This window comes from Pseudomonas fluorescens, from assembly GCF_001307155.1.
Classification (GTDB): domain Bacteria; phylum Pseudomonadota; class Gammaproteobacteria; order Pseudomonadales; family Pseudomonadaceae; genus Aquipseudomonas; species Aquipseudomonas helvetica.
Genome location: NZ_CP012830.1, coordinates 2,813,717 through 2,836,079, shown reverse-complemented (window position 1 = coordinate 2,836,079; position 22,363 = coordinate 2,813,717). Strand labels below are relative to the sequence as shown.

The following is a 22,363-nucleotide window of genomic DNA, read 5'->3' as shown; positions in this document are numbered from 1 at the left end:
AATCAAAAATCCGTATAAGAAGTTATTGGATCACCATTTCTGTTCAAAATGACTACGGCGTTAGTTTGCCTCCCGTACTCCACTCCCCCGCGCTTATAGCCTTCTCCAATCTGCTTACCCATATTCATCGGCTCTTTAGAAGCCGCCAGATCGTTACGCTTAAGTATTAGCTGTGCACGATATATTGCATTTAGCTGATCTCTATAGCTTGTAAACCTAGTCGCAGCACTTGGTATTTTTGGCAGCCCCGCCTTCCTGCCATTATCGTACGTTTCAACGATACCTGTTGTTGGATTTCTTCCCGTTATCGCCCGTTCGCGCTGAGCTTCTAATGTCGTTTGCTTACCATGCTTTTGCAAAAAGTGGGCACCTCTAATGGATCTCTCCATTTCTTCCAAGCGCCGAAAAGCAACGCCTTCTGCCAACTCATCAATCCTCTCCCGCCGCTGCTCACCCGTCAGCTTCGGCAGTGGCGGCTCACCCTCATCAACCGCCGCGCCACCCACATCATCCGGCGCCTTACAATCTGGCTTGTTCGGTGGCGGACAATTTCCGTTCAACCCCAACGGGTCAATCCACCCCGTTGGATTCGGGGTGTACTGGTAGCCGTTTAGCCCGCCCGCCAATTTGATCGGGTCGGGCGTCAGGTAGCGGCCGATGTCCGGATTGTAGTAGCGATGGCGGTTGTAGTGCAGGCCGCTTTCGGCATCGAAGTACTGCCCCTGAAAGCGCAATGGCTGCTCGAGTTGTTCTTCACCGAAGTGCTTCAGGCTGGCGAGTTTTCCGTAGGCCTTGTAGGTCGCCGACCAGACGATCTCGCCGCTGTAATCCGTCAGTTCCTGCGGGGTGCCGAGGTGGTCGAGTTGGTAGTAGAACGGACAGGCCTTGCGCGGACCGAAGCCGTCGAGCATGGCCAGGGGGCGGAAGCTGCCGGGTTCGTAGACGTAGCTGCGGTAGTGTTCTTTGCCGCGTTCGGCGACGAGGTTGTCGCCTTGCCAGAAGAACTCGGTGGTGTGGCCATCGACGGTTTTGGCGATGCGCCGACCGAAGGCGTCATAGCGGTAGCTGGCAGTTTTGCCATCCGGCAGCGTGATGCCGATCAACCGGTGCTGGCAGTCGTAGCGGTATTCGGTGACGAGTTTCTGCCCGGTGCCGCGGCGCTCAAAGATCAGGTTGCCGAAGGCGTCGTAGTCGTAATGGCGGTCGCCTTGCAGCAGCAGGCGGTTGCCTTTGATCGTCGCCAGGCCCGGGCGATCGTGCATTTGCAGGTTGCCGGCCGGGTCGTGCTCAAAGCTTTGCGCGGGTTCGCCGCGGGCATGGCGTACGCGGGTCAGGCGGTTGAGCGCGTCGTAGTAATAGCTGCGCTGACCGTGGCGACTGTCAGCGATGGCAGCCAGGTTGCCATTGACCGCATAACTGTAGTGGCGCATGTACAGCGGGCGGTCTGACTGGTTGACCGCGTGGGATTGCAACCGGCCCTGTTCGTCATGGTGGTACTGGCTAAGCAGTTGGCCTTGCTGGCGTTGTCGCTCACGCCCTGCGTTAAAGACGTGCGTGGTCAGCCGTGTGCCGTTGAGGTCGATAGCGCTGAGCGCGCCGCCCTTGGCGTGGTGATAATCGAGTGTGCTGTTGTCCGGCAAGCGCAGGCGATTGAGCTGGCCGCAGGCGTCGTAGCCATAACGCAAGGTGCCCCAACCCTGATGTTCGGTGATCAGGCGGTCCTGCTGGTCGTACTCGAACTCCAACGGGTGGTCGTGACCGTCATCGACGCTGACCAGTCGGCCGAGACCGTCGTAGCCATACTCGACGTTGACGCCATCGGGCAGCGTCTTGACCAGCAGTCGTCCTGCCGAGTCCCGCTGGTAGGTGGTGATCAGCGTTGAGCCGTCATCGCCGAACTCGGTTTTCTCCAGCAGATGGCCGTTGAGGTCGTAGGCATAGGCCGTGCGGCGGCCGTCGAAACCGGTTTCCTGTCGGATCAGGCCATTGGGTGTGTAGTCCAGCTGATACTTTTCGCCGGATTCGTTCTCGATTTCTGTCAGCAACAACAGCGCGTTGTCGTAGCGATAACGCAGTTGTGTGCCGTCGGCATTGATTCGACGGCTGACCAGGTGCAGGTCGTCGGCGTATTCATAGCGCGTGACCTGGCCCTGCTCATCGCGTTCGGCGATGATTTTTCCGTAGGCGTTGTAGCTGAAGGCGCGGCTGGCACCGCTGGGAAGTGTTGTCTGAATCAGCCTTCCGACGGCATCCCATTGGTAGTGGGTGACGGCACCGTGTTCGTCCTGCCGGGTAATCTGCCGCCCCAAAGCATCATAGGAAAACCGACGCTGGCCACCGTCTGGCAACGTTTCTTCGAGCAGTTGCCCCAAGCCGTTCCAGACGAACACATGCCGACTGGTGTCCGGATAACGGATCGACAGCAGCCGCCCCCGAGTGTCGTAGTGGTAATGCGTGACATGCCCGTCGGGATCGGTCGCTTCAGTGACGTCTCCCTGAGCATTGCGCTGATACTTCCACACGGCTTTACCGCGATACCGCGCATGCAGGAAACCGTCGCGGTATTCGTAGGCCGTCGGTTCGTCTTCTGGTGGAATCAGCGCGACAAGCCGTCCAACCTCGTCGTAACGGTACTCAGTGACGGCCCCCAGCGGATCCTGCTCGGCAATCAGCCGACCTTTGTCATCGTAGGCCTTGAGATGTTCGCCACCTTCCAGGTCGACCTTGCGCACTAGCCGCGCCCGATCGTCATGGACGTAAACCTCTTCGCTGCCATCGATATTCAGGACAGTGACACCGCCCTGGTCATCCCAGACGTACTGCGCGTCCATCTGCGAAAACGACGCCCAGTGCCGAATGCATCTGGCAGCCTTGCCGGACCTTTCCCACTCCCAGAAAAAGCTCGCGCCACCGGCCAATTGCCGCTGCAAAATGACCTGCTGATCGTCGTAGTCGTAGCGCTCGCTTTCGCCTGCGGCGTTGGTCGCTTCGATCAGTTGATCGCGTTCGTCGTAGCGATAATTGACCAGCGTCTGCTCGGTGTGCCACGCCTCGTCGAGGGTTGGAGCCGGGACAAAACGCTGGTAATCGACGGCGATCAAATGTCTGCGGTCATAGCGCAACAGCAAGGCGCGGCCCACGCCGTTATCGAGGCGCTTGATGCGTTCCTGACGGTCGCGGGTGATGCGCAATCGGTTGTTGTAAGCGTCGCTGACGGTCGTCAGCCGGCCGTTATGAAAGTGATAAAAACGCGCGTCGTCGCCGGCCTGGGCGAGGATCAGTTCCTCGGGCTCATCACCCAGATAAATCGCCGCCCGCGCGAGACTGTTATGGATCGCCGGGCGCTCGACGTTCGGTAACGGGAATGCCGTACGACGGTTTTCGTGGTCGATCCAGATGACGTTGTCGCCATCGATTTCCAGGCGGTGCGCCAGCGAATGGCTCCAGCCAAAGCCCAGTCCGCTATCGATCTCGGCGGCGCTGGTGCGATAGAGCCGGGTGAAGTCGAACGGCAGAATCCCGTCGAGCGAACCATCGACCAGGGTCAGCAGTTCTTCGCCAGTGACCATCGACACCGGGCATTTGTTGGTGGCGGTTTTATCTGCCGAATCGGCGCTGTCGCCGTTGGGGTTTTTCGCCTGCGCCGGGACGTCGACGTGAGGTTCGTGTTTATTCAGCGTGGAGTTTTTGCGGCCATTCCAGCGCAGTTGCATCCGACCTTTTTTCAGGCCCGCTACGACACCCCGTGCGGCGACTTTTTTGTAGCGGTCAACGTAGGTCATGAAGTTGTTGATGATCGTGATCATCGACCTCACGAAACCCATGGCTGCCTGAAAAATCTGCGGGCCGTACTTGGCCAGGCGCACCGTCAACCAGGCAACACCGATGCCGACCACGCTCAGCACCAAGCCAATCAGCAGGTCGATGATCAAACCAACCACCACCTTGGAAATGGCCTCGGCCGAGGTGCCGGCCAGTTGCGTCGGTGGCAACATTTCCAGCCACAGTGCTGCGGTGCGCATCAACAAACACAGCGCCGCTTCATCACTGGCCAGCAGCATGGCTTTTTCCATCAAGTCCGGAGCGCTTTCGGCCAGATCAGCCAGTTGCCGGGCGCTGTCCCCAAGCTTTTCGACAAAGGCTTCGGGATTCTTCAAGATGTCGCTCAGCTCGCCAATCCCATCCCAGACACCCTGAATCGCCGCCCAACTGCCCGCGAGCATTCCATTGCCCACCGCCGCCAGCGATGCCGACGCCGACTGCTGCGACCACTGCGGCTTGAGCCCTTCCCACTCGTTGCGCAGCCAGGTTTCCAGCTCATCGGTCAATCCGTCATAAGCATCAAAAAGCTCATCGACTTGCTCCGGTGTCACTCCGCTCTGGACATGAACGCGATAGAACTTCCCGGCGATCCCCTTAAACGTCCCTTTGCCGTTTTCATCCAGCAGGACCGGCGTCTTTTCACCGCCCTCCACGGCAATCACATCGACCTGAATATTCCCCAAGGGAACGTCGTAGACCGATTCGAACTTGCTCTCGATCTGCAACAGGCCGCCGGCCGGACACTGCGCCACACTGGAAATGAAATCGTCATCGCCGCTGCTCACCGCGGCGGTCGTGCTGCCGAACTTGATCTGCCGCTCCATGCCCATCAACGACGGCAGGTCGGCAGCGTGGCTAGCTTTGTCTGCGGCTCTGATAAACCAGCGGTTGAGTTGTTCGCGGTAGAGGCTGAGGGTGTCTTTAAAGCTGTCGAGCTCTTGCTCGATACGTGCGATCTGATCCATCAGTTCAGCTCCGCCATCAGGAACTCCACCAAGGCAGTTTTCGGTGCTTGAGGCAGGTCAGGTGCGTCAAGAAAGATCGCGACTTTGTGCCGTAAAATGCTTTCGGAAAACGCTTCGTACAGGTCCGGGCGATCGTCGCTCAGCCACGTCAGCAGGTTGTTGATTCGGGTGGCGGCAGACTGCACCGCGAGTTGTTCCAATAGCGCGCCAGGAATTTCCCACCATGGAAAAACCCTCGATGTTTTCAGTGCACAGCCACCGACTTCCAGGGCCCGCCCATTGATCAGGCAACGCCTGATCGGCGGCATCAGTTGAGCGACATCAACCTGTGCAGACTGAAGAATCGGCAGCAAATAACGTCCGTCCCAGAAACGGAAAAATACTGCGTTGCCGTTGGGTAACAGGGCTTGCGTAAGGCTGCGCAGATGGTCGACCAAAGCCTCTTGAGGAGCAGAGGACACCGCCAGCCAACCCCAGTCGCGAGACTCGGTAGTGGCGACCCACTCCAGAAACTCACTGTCCGCAGCGACGATGCCGACATAGGGCATCACCGACATCCACTCGGCGTATGCGCTGTCGGCCCAGATGGCGCTCGGTGCTTGCGTAGTGATCGAGCGTTGCCAGGCTTTAAGGGGCTCGGCAGAGCTCGCATTGCCGAACACCGCGAACAACTGCTCGGAAGGTTTCAGCGGATGGCGCTCCAGCCAGGCACGAGGTGACAAGGCATCAGGCTGCACAGACACCCTCCTTGCAGCGCTCGCATTCTTCGCAGAACGGCGCGTCGCTTTTCAGGCTCAGAATCTGTGCGGCGCTCAGCAGCGCAATTGGAGTTGCGGCGAGTTTCAATGGAACGTCCAGCGACTTCGGCGCAGCAGCAACCATCGCCACCATCGGCGCGCCACCCAGCTGAATCGGCACACTGCTGAAGATCCCGGCAGCGCTGATGTTGATCCACTGCCCACCCGCCTGAATGGTCGCGCTGGCACCACCGTCGATGACCACTTGCTGTCCGGCGCTGACATGGAATTGCTGACTGGCATTGAGCGCCTGACTGGTCACCCGAATGTGCCGGTCGCCAACCACTACCAGATGATCGTCCTGCTTCACTTCGGTTTGGCGCTGACCGTGGGTGATGCGCTGTTCGTCAGCCTTCAGTTCATGGCGATCGAGACCCGCGACCACCACACTTCGCTGGTTGCCCACTTGCGTGTGCAAGTCGTGCAATACGTGTTGTGTCCAGTCGCGCTGGGCCCGCAGATAGATTTCCTCGGCGCCCTTGCGGTCTTCAATGCGCAGTTCGTTGTAACCACCGCCACCAGGACTGCTCTGGCTGCGAAAAATGCTGCGGGTCTTGTCTGCCGGCAGATCGAGCGGCACCGAATTGGCCCCATTTGCCAAGCACGCCATGACCAAGGGTTTGTCCGGGTCGGCATCGACAAACCCCACCAACACTTCCATTCCTACCCGCGGGATCAGCGCACTGCCGTAACCGTCATGAGCCCAGCCACTGGCGACTCGCAGCCAACAACTGGAATGTTCGTTGCGCTGGCCTTCGCGGTCCCAGGCAAATTGCACCTTGACCCGCCCAAACTCGTCGCAATGGATTTCGCTATCGGTCGGCCCAGTGACGACCGCGTTCTGATAGCCCGGAACCCGCGGCTTGTTTTCGGCCAAAGGCGGACGAAACGGTACGTCCCACGGCGTCGCCAGAAAGGTATTGCGATACCCCTGAAAATCACCGCTGTCAGCGGACTCTTCCAGCACTTGCGGTTGCCGGCCGTGGTGCTGAATTTCTGTCAGTAGCCACAGGTCATTCCACTCTGTGCGCGGGTGTTCGGCGATCTTCAGAAAATGGCCGGTGAGCAACGCCGATTGATCACTGCGACCTTCGGCCTGACGGAAATCCGCGCCATGGCGCTCCAGCGCCCGTTGCGCCAGGTGTTTGCCGTGGTCGCGATCGGTGAACTGACCGGGATAGCGGTAATCCTCCAGCACCGTACGCTGCTCGCTGTCGACAGCGCTTTGCAGCAACAGGCCGGGTTTGTGGAAGTCATAGTCGCGACGGGTGACTGCGGTGGTGCGGGTTTCCAGGCGGACGTTGAAGCGCTTGATCGCAGGCTGGTCGGCGGCCATTCCGCTGCCTGGCAAGTAAAGGGTCGGCTGCGCCGGTTGGCGGAAAACTGTCTGGTCGTCACCGAACACCAGCAGATGGCCGTGCGGGCTGTGCTGGAAGTGGTAGTGAATGCCGATCTCGGCGCACAACCGCTGAATAAATTCCAGATCGCTTTCGGCGAATTGCACGCAGTACTCGCGCTTGAGGTATTGGCTGCCAAGCTGTAACTCGAATGCATCACCCAAGATGCCGTGATCCTTGAGCACCAGAGCAATGATCTCGGGAACGCTTTTATGCTGGAAGATTCTCTGGTTGATGCGTTGACCAAGATAGGCCAGGCGCGGCACCAGACTGATCTGATAACGAGTCAGGCGCGTGCCCGAATCGCCTTGGGCGATGCGATAAACCTGACCGTGAACACCAGCGCCTTGCGCGTCAAAACCGAGAAAAGCCTGACGATACAGCAGGCTCTCGAGGTCGAGGTCCGGGCGTTCACTGACCAGTTCCAGGTCGAAACGATAGGGTTGGCTGATGGCTTCCTTGCCCGTGAACTCAAGCACTTTGAGCTCATTCTGGACGCCGTCGAGGGTCAACGTGATATGCGGTTGATGGGCAGACGTGAGCATCCGATGCCTCTGAAGCAGAATGAAGGCGGGCGATTCTGCATGAGCGACAAGGGGGGGAGATCGAGGGTCAGAAAAATCAGATTTGCCCTGATTTTTTAGAGAATTTTCCTTCAGATATCGGGATGAACTACTACAGACATTCCTGTCCGACGGGCTGTGTTGAAGGTTCTGGCGCCATCGCGGGCAAGCCTTGCTCCTACAGGTACGCGTGGTATGTAGGAGCAAGGCTTGCCCGCGATGGCGTCTTCAAATCTGAACCACGGAGGAAAAAAAACGGCCCGCATCCATAAGGCTGCGAGCCGTTTTTATTCAGCGAAGGATTAGAGCATCAGCTCATCCGATCACTTGTTCAGGTGGAAATCTTTTTCCGCCGCAGCGAAACGCTGCAGCATACCGGCCGACGGCACACCCATTTTGCTGACCAGCAAAATAGCGAGGCTGGCGAAGATGAAGCCCGGGATGATTTCGTACAGCCCCAGCAGGTTGAAGTGCTTCCAGACGATCACGGTGAGTGCGCCGACCACGATGCCGGCGAGTGCGCCGTTACGGGTCATGCCTTTCCACAGTACCGAGATCAATACCACCGGACCGAACGCGGCACCGAAGCCGGCCCAAGCGTAGCTGACCAGACCCAGCACACGGTTTTCCGGGTTGGCAGCCAATGCGATGGCGATCAGTGCAACGGCCAGAACCATCGCGCGACCAACCCAGACCAGTTCAACCTGGGAAGCGTTTTTACGCAGGAAGGATTTGTAGAAGTCTTCGGTCAGGGCACTCGAGCACACCAGCAACTGGCAGCTCAGGGTACTCATCACGGCAGCCAGAATGGCCGACAGCAGCACGCCGGCGATCCACGGGTTAAACAGGATCTTGGCCAGTTCGATGAACACGCGCTCGTGGTTTTCACTTACCGGCATTGCCACGGCCGGGTTCGCCGAGAAGTAAGCGATACCAAAGAAGCCAACCGCCACGGTGCCGCCCAGGCACAGGATCATCCAGGTCATGGAGATGCGACGGGCGTTGGCAATCGACTTGACCGAATCCGCCGCCATGAAGCGCGCCAGGATGTGCGGCTGACCGAAGTAGCCCAGCCCCCAGCCCATCAGCGAAATGATGCCGATGAAGCTGGTGTTTTTCAGCATGTCGAAGTTGCCTGGATCTTGTGCTTCGATGGCCAGGAAGGTGGTGTCGATACCGCCGGTAGCCAGCAGCACGATGATCGGTGTCAGCAACAGGGCGAAGATCATCAGCGTGGCTTGCACGGTGTCAGTCCAGCTCACCGCCAGGAACCCGCCGACAAAGGTGTAGGCAATCGTCGCCGCAGCGCCGGCCCACAATGCAGTCTCGTAGGACATGCCGAAGGTGCTCTCGAACAGACGGGCACCAGCCACGATGCCGGAGGCGCAATAAATGGTGAAGAACACCAGGATCACCACAGCAGAGATGATCCGCAGCAAGCCGCTCTTGTCTTCAAAACGGCTGGAAAAGTAGTCCGGCAGCGTCAGCGCATCGCCGTTGTGCTCAGTCTGCACGCGCAGCCGGCCGGCCACGAACAGCCAGTTCAGGTACGCACCGACGATCAGGCCGATGGCGATCCAGCTTTCCGACAGACCCGACATGTAGATGGCGCCCGGCAGGCCCATCAACAACCAGCCACTCATGTCGGAGGCACCCGCGGAAAGCGCGGTCACGACGCTGCCCAGGCTGCGGCCACCCAGAATGTAGTCAGAAAGGTTGTTGGTGGAGCGATAGGCCATGAAGCCGATCAGCACCATTGCCGCGATGTAGATCACGAACGTGATCAAGGTTGGATTGCTTGCACTCATTGAGTTACGCCCTGGCTTTGTTTTTATGTAGCGGCGGTCTGCTGAACCGCCACCAAACAATGACGTTTGAGAGACGATCAGGGCATCCGCGCATTTATGACTGATGTTTCCCCAGGAAAGCCATCAGCCGATGAACCGCATCAACGGCGGTTGCACCTTGGTGCGCGAATGCTATTCAACAAAGCAAATGAGGTGCAACCAGTTTTTGGGAATAAGTTGCACCTAATACAAAATTTCTTTTAAACAGCGGTTTTTGCTCCTTTTCGGAGCAAGAACCTTCGCTAACTGCTGCAAAAAGCACCAAGCAAGAGCAGAGGCCACGAACCAGAATTTATTTCCTGACAAGCTGCCGATTATTCCGACAAAAAAAGGGTTGCACCCGGTTGCACCTCTTTCGGCGCACGGCTAATCTTGCCGCCAGCTGATGCCACGCAGTCGTGGCAAACATGAGGATAAAAATATGGCTACCACCACCCTTGGGGTCAAACTCGATGACCCGACCCGCGAGCGCCTCAAAGCTGCCGCGACCTCGATTGATCGCACGCCGCATTGGCTGATCAAACAGGCGATTTTCAATTACCTGGAAAAACTCGAGGGTGGTGCAACCCTGACCGAGCTGAGCGGCTTGACCCGCTCCGAAGCCGATGAAGGCGCCGAGGTCCACGTCGATCACGCCCATCAGTGCTTCCTCGAATTCGCTGAAAGCATCCTTCCGCAATCGGTACTGCGCGCCTCGATCACCGCCGCCTACCGTCGTCCGGAGCCGGAAGTGGTGCCGATGCTGATCGAGCAGGCGCGCCTGCCAGCCCCAATGGCCGAGGCCACCAACAAGCTTGCCGCCTCGATTGCGGAAAAACTGCGCAATCAGAAGAGCGCCGGCGGCCGTGCAGGTATTGTTCAGGGCCTGTTGCAGGAATTTTCCCTGTCATCCCAGGAAGGCGTGGCGCTGATGTGCCTGGCCGAAGCGCTGCTGCGTATCCCGGACAAAGGCACTCGCGATGCACTGATCCGCGACAAGATCAGCACCGGCAACTGGCAGCCGCACCTGGGCAATAGCCCGTCGCTGTTCGTCAACGCCGCCACCTGGGGCCTGTTGCTGACCGGCAAACTGGTCGCCACCCACAACGAAGCCGGCCTGACTTCGTCCCTGAGCCGGATCATCGGCAAAAGCGGCGAGCCGATGATTCGCAAGGGCGTCGACATGGCCATGCGCCTGATGGGCGAGCAGTTCGTCACCGGCGAAACCATCGCCGAAGCCCTGGCCAACGCCAGCAAGTTCGAAGCCAAAGGCTTCCGCTATTCCTACGACATGCTCGGTGAAGCCGCACTGACCGAACATGACGCGCAGAAATACCTCGCGTCCTACGAGCAAGCCATCCACTCGATCGGCAAGGCTTCCCACGGTCGTGGCATTTATGAAGGCCCGGGCATCTCGATCAAGCTCTCGGCCCTGCACCCGCGTTACAGCCGCGCCCAGTACGAGCGCGTGATGGACGAGCTGTACCCGCGCCTGCTGTCGCTGACCCTGTTGGCCAAGCAATATGACATCGGCCTGAACATCGACGCCGAAGAAGCCGACCGCCTCGAGCTGTCGCTGGATCTGCTCGAGCGCCTGTGCTTCGAGCCGCAACTGACCGGCTGGAACGGCATTGGTTTCGTGATCCAGGCCTACCAGAAGCGTTGCCCGTATGTGATCGACTACGTGATCGACCTGGCTCGCCGCAGCCGTCATCGCCTGATGATCCGCCTGGTGAAAGGCGCCTACTGGGACAGCGAAATCAAACGCGCCCAAGTCGAAGGCCTGGAAGGCTATCCGGTCTACACCCGCAAGGTGTACACCGACGTTTCCTACATTGCCTGCGCACGCAAACTGCTCTCGGTGCCGGAAGTCATCTACCCGCAGTTCGCCACGCATAACGCCCACACCTTGTCGGCGATTTATCACATTGCCGGTCAGAACTATTACCCCGGCCAGTACGAGTTCCAGTGCCTGCACGGCATGGGCGAACCGCTGTACGAACAGGTTGTAGGCAAGGTTTCCGAAGGCAAGCTGAACCGTCCGTGCCGCGTGTATGCACCGGTCGGCACTCACGAAACACTGCTGGCGTACCTGGTACGTCGCCTGCTGGAAAACGGCGCAAACACTTCGTTCGTCAACCGTATCGCCGACCAGTCAATCTCGATTCAGGAGCTGGTAGCCGATCCGGTGAGCAGCATCGAGCAGATGGCCACGCTGGAAGGCGGCTTCGGTCTGCCGCATCCGCGTATCCCGCTGCCGCGTGACCTCTATGGCAGCGAGCGCGCCAACTCCAGCGGCATCGACCTGGCCAACGAACATCGCCTGGCATCGCTGTCCTGCGCCCTGTTGGCCACCGCCCACAACAACTGGAAAGCCGCACCGATGCTGGGCTGCGCTGCCAGCGCCGAAACACCGGTACCGGTGTTGAACCCATCGGACCTGCGCGACGTGGTCGGTCATGTGCAAGAAGCCACCGTCACCGACGCTGACAACGCCATCCAGTGCGCACTGAACGCTGCTCCGATCTGGCAGGCCACCCCGCCCGCCGAGCGCGCCGCGATCCTCGAACGTGCCGCCGATTTGATGGAAAGCGAGATTCAACCGCTGATGGGCCTATTGGCTCGTGAAGCCGGCAAGACCTTCGCCAACGCCATTGCCGAAGTGCGTGAAGCCGTGGACTTCCTGCGCTACTACGCGGTGCAGGCACGCAACGATTTCACCAACGACGCCCACCGCCCATTGGGTCCGGTGGTGTGCATCAGCCCGTGGAACTTCCCGCTGGCGATTTTCAGCGGTCAAGTCGCCGCCGCACTGGCCGCCGGTAACCCGGTCCTGGCCAAGCCTGCGGAACAAACACCGCTGGTCGCCGCTCAAGCCGTACGCATACTGCTCGAAGCCGGGATTCCGGAGGGCGTGCTGCAACTGCTGCCAGGCCGTGGCGAAACCGTCGGTGCCCGTCTGGTCGGCGACGACCGGGTCAAAGGCGTGATGTTCACGGGTTCCACCGAAGTTGCACGCTTGCTGCAACGCAACGTCGCCGGTCGTCTGGATGCCCAGGGCCGTCCGATTCCGCTGATCGCCGAAACCGGTGGCCAGAACGCGATGATCGTCGACTCTTCGGCACTGACCGAACAAGTGGTCATTGACGTGGTGTCTTCGGCTTTTGACAGTGCTGGCCAACGCTGCTCGGCCCTGCGCGTACTGTGCTTGCAGGAAGATTCCGCCGACCGCGTGATCGAAATGCTCAAGGGCGCCATGGCTGAATGCCGCCTCGGCAACCCTGAGCGCCTGTCCGTGGACATTGGCCCAGTGATCGATGCCGAAGCGAAAGCAGGCATCGAGAAACACATCCAGGCCATGCGTGACAAAGGTCGCAACGTCTATCAGGTCGCCATCGCCGACATGGAAGAATGCAAGCGCGGCACGTTCGTCATGCCAACCCTGATCGAGCTGGAAAGCTTCGACGAGTTGCAACGGGAGATCTTCGGCCCGGTGCTGCACGTGGTGCGCTACAAGCGCAAAGACATCGATCAACTGATCGGGCAGATCAACGCTTCCGGCTACGGCCTGACACTGGGCGTGCACACCCGTATCGACGAAACCATCGCCAAGGTGATCGACAACGTCAACGCCGGTAACGTCTACGTCAACCGCAACATTGTTGGTGCCGTGGTCGGCGTGCAGCCGTTCGGTGGTGAAGGCCTGTCGGGTACTGGTCCGAAAGCCGGTGGTCCGTTGTACCTGTACCGCTTGCTGTCGACGCGTCCTACCGACGCAATCGAACAATCCTTCGCTCGCGGCGATACCCTGAGCGCGCCGGATGTGCGTCTGCGTGACGCCATGAGCAAACCGCTGACCGCCCTGAAAACCTGGGCCGACAGCCACAAGCTGACTGAACTGAGCGCGTTGTGCGCGCAGTTCGCCACACAATCGCAAAGCGGTATCACCCGTACGCTGAACGGCCCGACAGGCGAGCGCAACAGCTACGCCATCCTGCCGCGTGAACACGTGCTGTGCCTGGCGGAAGTCGAAAGCGATCTGTTGAGCCAGCTGGCTGCAGTACTGGCCGTGGGTGGCTCGGCGGTGTGGCCGGAAGGTGAACTGAGCAAAGCGTTGTTGGCTCGTCTGCCGAAAGACGTGCAAGCGCGCATCAAGCTGGTCGCCGACTGGAACAAGGACGAAGTGGTGTTCGATGCAGTCCTGCATCACGGCCACTCCGACCAGTTGCGTGCGGTCTGCCAGCAAGTGGCCAAGCGTGCCGGCGCGATCATTGGGGTTCAGGGCCTGTCGCAGGGCGAAACCAACATTGCGCTGGAACGCCTGGTGATCGAGCGTGCGCTGAGCGTCAACACCGCTGCAGCGGGCGGTAATGCCAGCTTGATGACTATCGGTTAAACCGCAATACGACCGGGTGCCTGCAATGGGCGCCCGGTTGATCTTTTGCCCCTCCATCACCCGCATCAATCATCCTGTTCAGCCCACCCTCCCCGCACCTAGACTCGGTCCATTCCAATATAGGTAGGCCGACATGTCCGAGACGTTGCTCAGTTCCCGCAATCTGGCTTTCGAGCTGTATGAAGTCCTTGATGCCGAGGGCCTGACCCTGCGCGAGCGTTTCGCCGAGCACAATCGCGAGACGTTCGACGCCGCCATTGGTACGGCGCGCAGCCTTGCCGAGAAGTTCTTTGCCCCGCACAACCGCAAGGGTGACGAGCACGAACCGTGCTACGAAGACGGCAAGGCGATCCTGATTCCGGAAGTGAAACCTGCGGTGGATGCATTCCTCGAAGCCGGCTTTCTCAACGCCGCACGCAGTTTCGAGGCCGGCGGCATGCAGTTGCCAACGCTGCTGTCGCAAGCTTGCTTCGCGCACTTCCAGTCCGCCAACGCCGCGACGACCTCCTACCCGTTCCTGACCATGGGCGCGGCCAACCTGATTGAAAGCTTCGGCACCGATGAGCAGAAACGGCGCTTCCTGCAACCGATGATCGACGGCCGCTTCTTCGGCACCATGGCCCTGACCGAACCTCACGCCGGCTCCTCGCTGTCGGACATCCGCACTCGCGCCGAACCGGCCGCCGATGGCACATACCGACTCAAGGGCAACAAGATATTCATCTCCGGCGGCGACCACCCGCTGTCGGAAAACATCGTGCACATGGTGCTGGCCAAACTGCCGGATGCACCGGCCGGGGTAAAAGGCATTTCGCTGTTTATCGTGCCTAAATTCCTGGTCAACGATGACGGCAGCCTGGGCAAGCGCAACGACGTGCTGCTGGCCGGGCTGTTTCACAAGATGGGCTGGCGCGGCACCACCTCCACCGCGCTGAATTTCGGCGATAACGGCGAGTGTGTCGGCTACCTGGTGGGCAAGCCACACCAAGGTCTGAGCTGCATGTTCCAGATGATGAACGAAGCGCGAATCGGCGTCGGCATGGGCGCGGTGATGCTCGGTTACGCCGGTTACCTGTACTCGCTGGAATATGCCCGCGAACGCCCGCAAGGTCGCCTGCCGGACAGCAAGGACCCGAACACTGCGCCGGTCCCGATCATTCAGCACGCCGACGTCAAACGCATGCTGCTGACCCAAAAGGCTTACGTCGAAGGCGCCTTCGACCTCGGTTTGTATGCCGCGCGACTGTTCGACGACACCACCACGCTGGAGACCGAAGCCGAGCGTAAACAGGCCCATGAATTGCTCGACCTGCTGACGCCGATCGTCAAATCCTGGCCATCGGAGTTCTGCTTGAAGGCCAACGAACTGGCGATCCAGATCCTCGGTGGCCACGGCTACACCCGCGAATACCCGGTAGAACAGTACTACCGCGACAACCGCCTGAACCCGATCCACGAAGGCACTCACGGCATTCAATCGCTGGACCTGCTGGGTCGCAAACTGGCGCAAAATGGTGGTGCCGGGCTCAAGCAGTTGATTCGACTGATCGCCAATACCGCCAAACGCGCCCATGCGTACGAATCATTAACGCCACTGCGTGAGCCGCTGGAAAAACTGGTGGCACGCCTGCAAACCGTGACCATCGGCCTGCTGACGGATCTGGGCCAAGGCAAGGTCAACAGCAGTCTGGCGAACTCGGCGCTGTATCTGAAAGTTTTTGGCCACACGGTGATCGGCTGGCGCTGGCTGGAACAGGCGATCCGCGCGGAAGAAGGGTTGGCCAAGGGCAATGCGGCGGACGTCGATTTCTATAAAGGCAAGCTGCAAGCAGCACGGTATTTCCTGACATGGGAAGTACCGGGTTGTCATCATGAACTGACGATTCTTGAGGCGCGGGATGATACGTGTCTGGAGATGCAGGATGAGTGGTTCTGACGTCCCCGCTAATCGTTCCCACACTCCGCGTGGTCACGCCTCTTGTGACGCTCTGCGTCACGATTGCGAAGGGACGCGGAGCGTCCCGGGCGGCATTCCCACGCAGAGCGTGGGAACGATCATTATCATCAAACCAGCTTGAACCCACCCATCTGCCGCGCCAAATCATCCGCCAACCGCTGCAACGTCTGGCAATCCTCTCGACAAGCCCTGACCTCACCCGCCGTAGCCCGCGCCAGATCGGAAATTCCCTGCACGTTGCGGTTGATCTCTTCAGTCACCGCCGACTGCTCTTCGGTGGCCGTCGCCACTTGATGGTTCATGTCGCTGATGCGCTCGACCTGTCCGGTAATCGCGGTCAACGACGCCCCGGTGCGCTGGCTCGACTCGACGCCGGTACCGGTTGCCGCTTGCCCTGAGTGCATCGACGACACGGCATTCTCTGCGCCCTGCTTGAGGCTGCCGATCATCTGCTGGATTTCATCGGTGGACGATTGCGTACGGCGTGCCAGTGTCCGCACTTCATCCGCCACCACTGCAAAGCCGCGGCCCATGTCTCCGGCCCGCGCGGCTTCTATCGCTGCGTTCAATGCGAGCAAATTGGTCTGCTCGGAGATCCCGCGAATCACCGCCAGTACCTGATCAATGGACGCAACCTGCGTCGCCAGCTCGCCGACAGCACTGGCCGCAATACCGATTTCATCGGACATGCTTTCGATATGCCGAATGGAACCGCCGACCACTTCACGCGCCTGCAACGCTTCATCGCGGGCGGTTTGTGAGGCGACCGCCGCGTTGCCGGCGTTCTGTGCAATTTCCTGCACGGTGAGGCCCATCTCGTGCACGGCAGTGGCGACCATGTCGGTCATTTCCTGCTGCCGACCGGAACGCTCGGCAGTGTTCTCCACCACTCGCGCAACCTGCCCGACAGCGGTGCGCAAACGCTCGCTGGTGGCCAGCACTTCGCCGATCATGTTGCGTTGATTTTCAAGGAACCGGTTGAAGCCGCGAGCCAGATCACCCAACTCATCAGCACGACTGGAATCTAACCTGTGGGTCAAATCGCCACCACCGCTACCAATCGCTACCAGTGCCGCTGTTACCTGACGGATTGGTCGAACCAGGCCACGAGCCAGCAACACCACCAATAACAGGCACACCAGCGCAACGCCCAGACCGATGGCGCTGGTCAGCCACATCGCCTGTCGGGCCTCGGCGTAAATTTGCGATTGCGGCACTTCGGCCACCAGCGTCCAGCCCAGATCGCGTAATGGCAGGCTCAGGGCCAGGTAGTCTTCGCCATCACGCACAAAGCCGCTGCTGGTCGGACCTTGATGGCCCATCACCGCTTGCGCAGCCGAGTCGCCGATCTGTTCGGCTAGCTGGCGTTTGTTGCTGAGCCCGGCCTCGGGATGGACCTGGATCAACCCGTCGGAACGCACCAGATAGACCTTCCCGCGCTCGCCGAAGCTGAAGTTGTGAATCAGCTCCGAGAGTTCCTTCATACTCAGGCCCAGCCCGGCAACACCCACGACTTTGCCGCCCTGCGAGACCTTGAGGTCAATGAACAAGGCCAATTCGCCGGTCGCCGTATCGTTGTCGATATTGAGGGTGCGCGGCTGGTTGCCGTCGAGGAAGGCGTAGAACCAGGCGTCTGCGGGATTGGATCGACTGAGGGTCCGATCAAGCCCTTTTTCGGTGAAGTAGTGGCCCGACGCAGTGCCAGCGATCAGCGCGGTAAAGGCTTTATGCTCGGCGCGGATACCTTCCAGGTAGCTGACGAAGCCGCTGGCCCGGTCGGCGTTTTCTCCTTCGGCCAACCACTCGCGCACCATGCTGTTGCTGGCGATGTCCTTGGCCGCGGTGAGCGGCTGGACCAGAATCCGCTCGATGTCGTTGCGCATCGCTTCGATGCTCGACGGCAGCGCTTGCTCGACCAGATAGCGCTGGGCAAGGCGGTTGACCACCAGGGTATAAATGCCGACCACGATCAGAATACTGACCAGCAGGGCGGTGCCCATACTCAGGATCAACTGCCATTGAATACTGCGTCGCCAGAACTGCATGAAGCACCCCCAAAGAGTAAGAGGCAAAACTACTGCAACAGCCGTGCCGATTGTATACAACTAAATCGACAATCTACTCTTTGGTTGTGCGCAAGCTGATCAAGCCTGATTGATCGTCTTCGAAATCACTTCAACCGTGGCGCTGACTTGCTCTTGGTAACGGTCGAGTTCCCGCTGATGACGCTTCTGCATTTCGAGCTGCTGCGAGCACAGGTTCATTGCCGTCAGCACCAGCAGTTTGTCCCCGATCAGGGTCGGGTATTTCTTTTTGGTCTCGGCCAGCACCGCTTTCAACATTAATGCGGCGTCCAGCAGGGTCTGCTCTTCCCCGGCCGGCGCCTTGATCGAATAGTCTTCCCCGAGAATCGAGACGACTTTTATCCCGTCGGCACCGTGTCTCATGCGTTCACAGGACCTGCGCTCACGCGCTCAACCAGTGCTTGAATGCGCGCGACGGTGGCGCCCTGTTTCTCTTCCTGTTCCATCAGGCTCAGTTGCAGGCTTTCGTTTTCATCCTTGGCCTGGGCCAGTTCTGCGCTCAGGGTTGCGTTCGTGCCGAGTAGCTCCTGGTTCTGTTGCACCAGGTCGCTGACCAGTTGTTCCAATTGGCTTAGGGATGCTTCCAACATTTTGATTTTCCGAGCATTTTCAAAGGGCGCGTACGATAAAGAAAAGTCACCACTGGCGCCAGGGTTATTCAGGCGTAAAGCCTTGATTTGCCTGGCGGCAACCTTGCTTGCGAGTTTTAAAGACTGCATTTGTCCGCTCTGGTTCCTGACAGCTCGTCAGTGCGACCAATCTGCGGCAAAAGCGCACAGCGGCTCAAGACTTTAGTCGTATGACCGATAAGTCATACATACCTCGTCTCAGACTCGTGCCAATGCGCGCTTTACGGTGAACACCATGTCCCTTCGCAATATGAATATCGCCCCCAGGGCGTTCGCAGGTTTCACCCTGATTGGCGCACTGATGTTGATTCTGGGTGTGTTCGCCTTGAACCAGATGAGCAAGATTCGCGCTGCCGGCGAAGACATCGTTCAGAACAGCGTGCCGAGCATCAAGGCCCTGGACGAGTTCACTCAACTCGGCCTGCGCCAGCGCACTCTGGCCTATCGCCTGCTGGTCAACCGCGAACCGGATATCCAGCAAAAAACCATGGAGTTGCTCGACACCCGCAGCCAGCAGATCCGTGCGGCGCAGACCGCCTATGAAAAACTGATCAGCAGCCCTCTGGAACGCACGACCTACGACCAGTACGTGCAATTGATGGGTCAGTACCGCCAGATTGAGGACCGGATGAAGACGCTGTCGCGTAATAACCAACTCGACGAACTGCGCACGCTTCTGAATACCGAATTGCTGACCAACTCCGATGCGATTAACACCACTCTGAACCGCCTGGTGGAGATCAACAACGATCAAGCCGCCGACTTCAACCAGAAAGCCGCCGACCAATATTCCTCCGCCTTCAATCTGGTAGTGACCCTGCTGGTGATCGCCACGGGTTTGACCCTGCTGTTTGCCTGGCTGCTGACCAACAGCATCACGCAGCCCATCGCCAAGGCACTGAGCGCCGCTGAAGAAATCGCCGAGGGCAATCTGACCCGGCCGATCATCGTCGACGGTAGCGACGAAGCTGGCCGCTTGTTGCAGGCCATGTTGAAGATGCAGGAAAAACTGCGCGACACCCTGCAGCGGATTTCGGGTTCGGCGACTCAGCTGGCCTCCGCCGCCGAGGAGCTGAACAGCGTCACCGACGAAAGCGCCCGTGGCCTGACTCAGCAGAACAACGAAATCGAGCAAGCCGCAACGGCCGTCAACGAAATGACCAGCGCCGTGGAAGAAGTTGCGCGTAACGCGGTGAGCACCTCCGAAGCCTCGAAAAACGCCACCACTTCTGCCGGTGACGGCCGTGACCTGGTGCAGGAAACCGTCAGTGCCATCGAACGCATGAGCGCCGATGTACAGAGCACTGCCACCCTGATCGGCGATCTGGCCAACGAGTCGCGTGACATCGGCAAGGTGCTGGACGTGATTCGCGGCCTGGCTGACCAGACCAACCTGCTGGCGCTGAACGCCGCCATCGAGGCTGCGCGCGCCGGTGAAGCCGGTCGCGGTTTTGCGGTGGTGGCCGACGAAGTTCGCGCCCTGGCGCATCGCACGCAGCAATCGACCAGCGAAATCGAACGCATGATCGGCAGCATCCAGAGCGGCACCGAACACGCCGTCGACTCGATGCGCAACAGCACCGAACGCGCTGAATCGACCCTGAACATCGCCCGTGGTGCAGGCCTGTCGCTGGACACCATCAACAGCGCCATCGTCGAAATCAACGAGCGCAACCTGGTGATCGCCAGCGCCGCCGAAGAGCAGGCCCAAGTGGCCCGTGAAGTCGACCGCAACCTGGTGAACATCCGCGACCTGTCGGTGCAGTCGGCCACTGGCGCCAACCAGACCAGCGCCGCCAGCAACGAGCTGTCGCGCCTGGCGCTGGACCTGAACAATATGGTTGGGCGGTTTAGCCTTTAACGGCGACTGCTATCCTGTGGCGAGGGGGCTTGCCCCCGTTGGGTCGCGCAGCGACCTCAAAGCAGCCGCTGTGGTCGTTCAGACACAACTCAAACGCAGATTTGACGCCTGCTACGCAGCCGAACGGGGGCAAGCCCCCTCGCCACAATGACCTCACTCGGCTCAGATAGGGAAACGATCAGTTCCTTCGTCAAAAGCTTTTTGACAGCATCACATTTCAACAGGTTAGAATCGCTGGCACGCAGACTGCATGGTCAGTTTGCGCCCGCCTTTAGCTTTCTGGAGTACTGCCATTGAATGCGACGACCATCAACAGCCTGTTCTTGATCGGCGCGTTGCTGGTAGGTGCGAGCATTCTGGTGAGCTCACTTTCGTCCCGCCTCGGGATCCCGATTCTGGTAATCATCCTGGCCGTGGGCATGGCTGCCGGCGTCGACGGCGGCGGCATCATCTTCGATAACTACCCCACCGCTTATCTGGTCGGCAACCTCGCGCTGGCCGTGATCCTGCTCGACGGCGGGTTGCGCACCCGGGTCGCGAGTTTCCGCGTGGCATTGTGGCCGGCGTTGTCGCTGGCCACGGTCGGGGTGCTGATCACCACCGTGCTGACCGGCATGGCCGCCGCCTGGTTGTTCAACCTGAACCTGATCCAGGGCCTGTTGATCGGTGCCATTGTCGGCTCCACCGACGCCGCGGCGGTGTTCTCGCTGCTGGGTGGCAAAGGCCTGAACGAGCGGGTGACCGCCAGCCTGGAAATCGAATCCGGCAGCAACGACCCGATGGCGGTGTTTCTCACCGTCACCCTGATCGACATGCTCGCCAGCGGCCAGACAGGTCTGCACTGGAGCCTGCTCGGGCACCTGGTCCGCGAGTTCGGCATCGGCGCAATCATCGGTCTGGGCGGCGGTTGGCTGATGCTGCAAATGGTCAATCGAATCCACCTGGCTGCCGGCTTGTACCCGATTCTGGTGATCGCTGGCGGTCTGGTGGTGTTCGCCCTGACCAACGCCTTGCACGGCAGTGGCTTTCTTGCGGTGTACCTGTGCGGCCTGGTGATCGGCAACCGTCCGGTGCGCAGCCGCCACGGCATTCTGCACATGCTCGACGGCATGGCCTGGCTGGCACAAATTGGTATGTTCCTGGTGCTGGGGCTGCTGGTGACACCTCACGACTTGCTGCCCATCGCCCTGCCCGCCCTCGGCCTGGCGCTGTGGATGATTCTGTTTGCGCGCCCGCTGTCGGTGCTGGTCGGCCTGCTGCCGTTCAAGGCTTTCCATGGGCGCGAAAAGGCCTTTATTTCCTGGGTTGGCCTGCGCGGTGCGGTACCGATCATTCTGGCGGTGTTCCCGTTGATGGCCGGGCTGCCGAATGCCCAGCTGTATTTCAACCTCGCGTTCTTCATCGTGCTGGTTTCGCTGCTGGTGCAGGGCACCAGCCTGCCGTGGGTCGCCAAGCTGCTGAAGGTGACTGTCCCGCCTGAACCCGCGCCGATCTCCCGGGCCGCCCTCGAAGTGCATGTCACCAGCGAGTGGGAGTTGTTCGTTTATCGCCTTGGCGCGGAAAAATGGTGCATCGGCGCCGCCCTTCGCGAGCTGAAAATGCCCGAAGGCACGCGTATCGCGGCGCTGTTTCGCGGCCAGCAACTGCTCCATCCGTCGGGTAGTACGGTACTCGAAGTCGGCGATTTGCTCTGCGTAATCGGCCATGAACACAACCTGCCGGCACTCGGAAAACTCTTCAGCCAGGCCCCCCAACGAGGCCTCGATTTGCGCTTTTTCGGCGACTTCGTTCTGGAAGGCGACGCCCAGCTGGGCGCGGTTTCAGCGCTGTACGGGCTGCAACTCGAAGGGGTCGATCCGGACATGCCGCTGGGTCGTTTCATCACCCAGAAAGTCGGCGGTGCCCCAGTGGTCGGCGACCAGGTGGAATGGAATAACACCATTTGGACTGTCGCAGTCATGGATGGGAACAAGATCGCCAAAGTGGGCGTCAGATTTCCCGAAGGAAGTCGCCCGGGCCCCGGATTGTTCCTCTAAACTCCTTTTTTCGTTACGTTTTCGATCGGT

General features: G+C 59.8%; 11 protein-coding genes and 2 pseudogenes. 5 read left to right on the top strand and 8 right to left on the bottom strand.

The genetic code is table 11. The features are described from left to right. Positions 1–2 precede the first annotated feature (2 nt). From AO353_RS12830 to putP, 4 genes are all read right to left on the bottom strand, one after another. On the bottom strand, positions 3–4,787 hold the full coding sequence (locus AO353_RS12830; RefSeq protein WP_054595293.1) for an RHS repeat-associated core domain-containing protein: 4,785 nt from the start codon (positions 4,785–4,787) through the stop codon (positions 3–5). After that, entirely contained in the window at positions 4,787–5,524 is a 738-nt protein-coding gene (locus AO353_RS12825) for a DUF4123 domain-containing protein (protein ID WP_054595292.1), read from the bottom strand. The genes AO353_RS12830 and AO353_RS12825 overlap by 1 nt, the downstream gene beginning before the upstream one ends. Continuing rightward, positions 5,514–7,526, bottom strand: coding sequence for a type VI secretion system tip protein VgrG (locus tag AO353_RS12820; RefSeq protein WP_054595291.1), 2,013 nt, complete (start codon positions 7,524–7,526; stop codon positions 5,514–5,516). Before AO353_RS12820 ends, AO353_RS12825 begins: the two co-directional genes overlap by 11 nt. A gap of 341 nt (positions 7,527–7,867) precedes the next feature. Then, positions 7,868–9,352 (bottom strand): sodium/proline symporter PutP, encoded by a 1,485-nt coding sequence (putP, locus tag AO353_RS12815; RefSeq protein ID WP_054595290.1) that lies wholly within the window; start codon positions 9,350–9,352, stop codon positions 7,868–7,870. A gap of 460 nt (positions 9,353–9,812) precedes the next feature. On the opposite strand from putP, the gene putA reads away from it, so the two are divergent. Together putA and AO353_RS12805 are read left to right on the top strand one after the other, a co-directional pair. After that, positions 9,813–13,766, top strand: a complete 3,954-nt coding sequence (gene putA, locus AO353_RS12810) for a trifunctional transcriptional regulator/proline dehydrogenase/L-glutamate gamma-semialdehyde dehydrogenase (RefSeq protein WP_054595289.1) — start codon at positions 9,813–9,815, stop codon at positions 13,764–13,766. Positions 13,767–13,899: 133 nt separating this feature from the next. Further along, the gene (locus tag AO353_RS12805; protein ID WP_054595288.1) at positions 13,900–15,702 is read left to right on the top strand and encodes an acyl-CoA dehydrogenase; all 1,803 of its coding nucleotides are present in this window, start codon (positions 13,900–13,902) and stop codon (positions 15,700–15,702) included. Between the two features lie 128 nt (positions 15,703–15,830). On the opposite strand, the gene AO353_RS32130 is transcribed toward AO353_RS12805, so the two are convergent. The 4 genes and pseudogenes from AO353_RS32130 to AO353_RS12790 all read right to left on the bottom strand — a co-directional run bounded on the left by AO353_RS32130 (position 15,831) and on the right by AO353_RS12790 (position 18,397). After that, on the bottom strand, positions 15,831–16,562 hold the full coding sequence (locus tag AO353_RS32130; RefSeq protein WP_371917728.1) for a methyl-accepting chemotaxis protein: 732 nt from the start codon (positions 16,560–16,562) through the stop codon (positions 15,831–15,833). A 135-nt stretch (positions 16,563–16,697) separates the two neighbouring features. Continuing rightward, positions 16,698–17,723: pseudogene (locus AO353_RS32125) on the bottom strand (cache domain-containing protein); the annotation flags it as partial. A gap of 144 nt (positions 17,724–17,867) precedes the next feature. Next, positions 17,868–18,170: a cell division protein ZapA gene (locus AO353_RS12795; protein WP_054595286.1), complete on the bottom strand. Its 303-nt coding sequence runs from the start codon at positions 18,168–18,170 to the stop codon at positions 17,868–17,870. Beyond that, a complete protein-coding gene (locus AO353_RS12790) occupies positions 18,167–18,397 on the bottom strand; it encodes a hypothetical protein (RefSeq protein ID WP_019691434.1) in 231 nt (76 codons plus the stop codon). Before AO353_RS12790 ends, AO353_RS12795 begins: the two co-directional genes overlap by 4 nt. Positions 18,398–18,671: 274 nt before the next feature. On the opposite strand from AO353_RS12790, the pseudogene AO353_RS32120 reads away from it, so the two are divergent. From AO353_RS32120 to AO353_RS12780, 3 genes and pseudogenes are all read left to right on the top strand, one after another. Continuing rightward, positions 18,672–19,394, top strand: a pseudogene (locus AO353_RS32120) (MCP four helix bundle domain-containing protein); the annotation flags it as partial. Positions 19,395–19,424: 30 nt separating this feature from the next. Continuing rightward, positions 19,425–20,297 (top strand): methyl-accepting chemotaxis protein, encoded by an 873-nt coding sequence (locus tag AO353_RS32115; protein ID WP_371917727.1) that lies wholly within the window; start codon positions 19,425–19,427, stop codon positions 20,295–20,297. A 293-nt stretch (positions 20,298–20,590) separates the two neighbouring features. Next, positions 20,591–22,333 (top strand): potassium/proton antiporter, encoded by a 1,743-nt coding sequence (locus AO353_RS12780; RefSeq protein WP_054595284.1) that lies wholly within the window; start codon positions 20,591–20,593, stop codon positions 22,331–22,333. Positions 22,334–22,363: the final 30 nt, after the last annotated feature.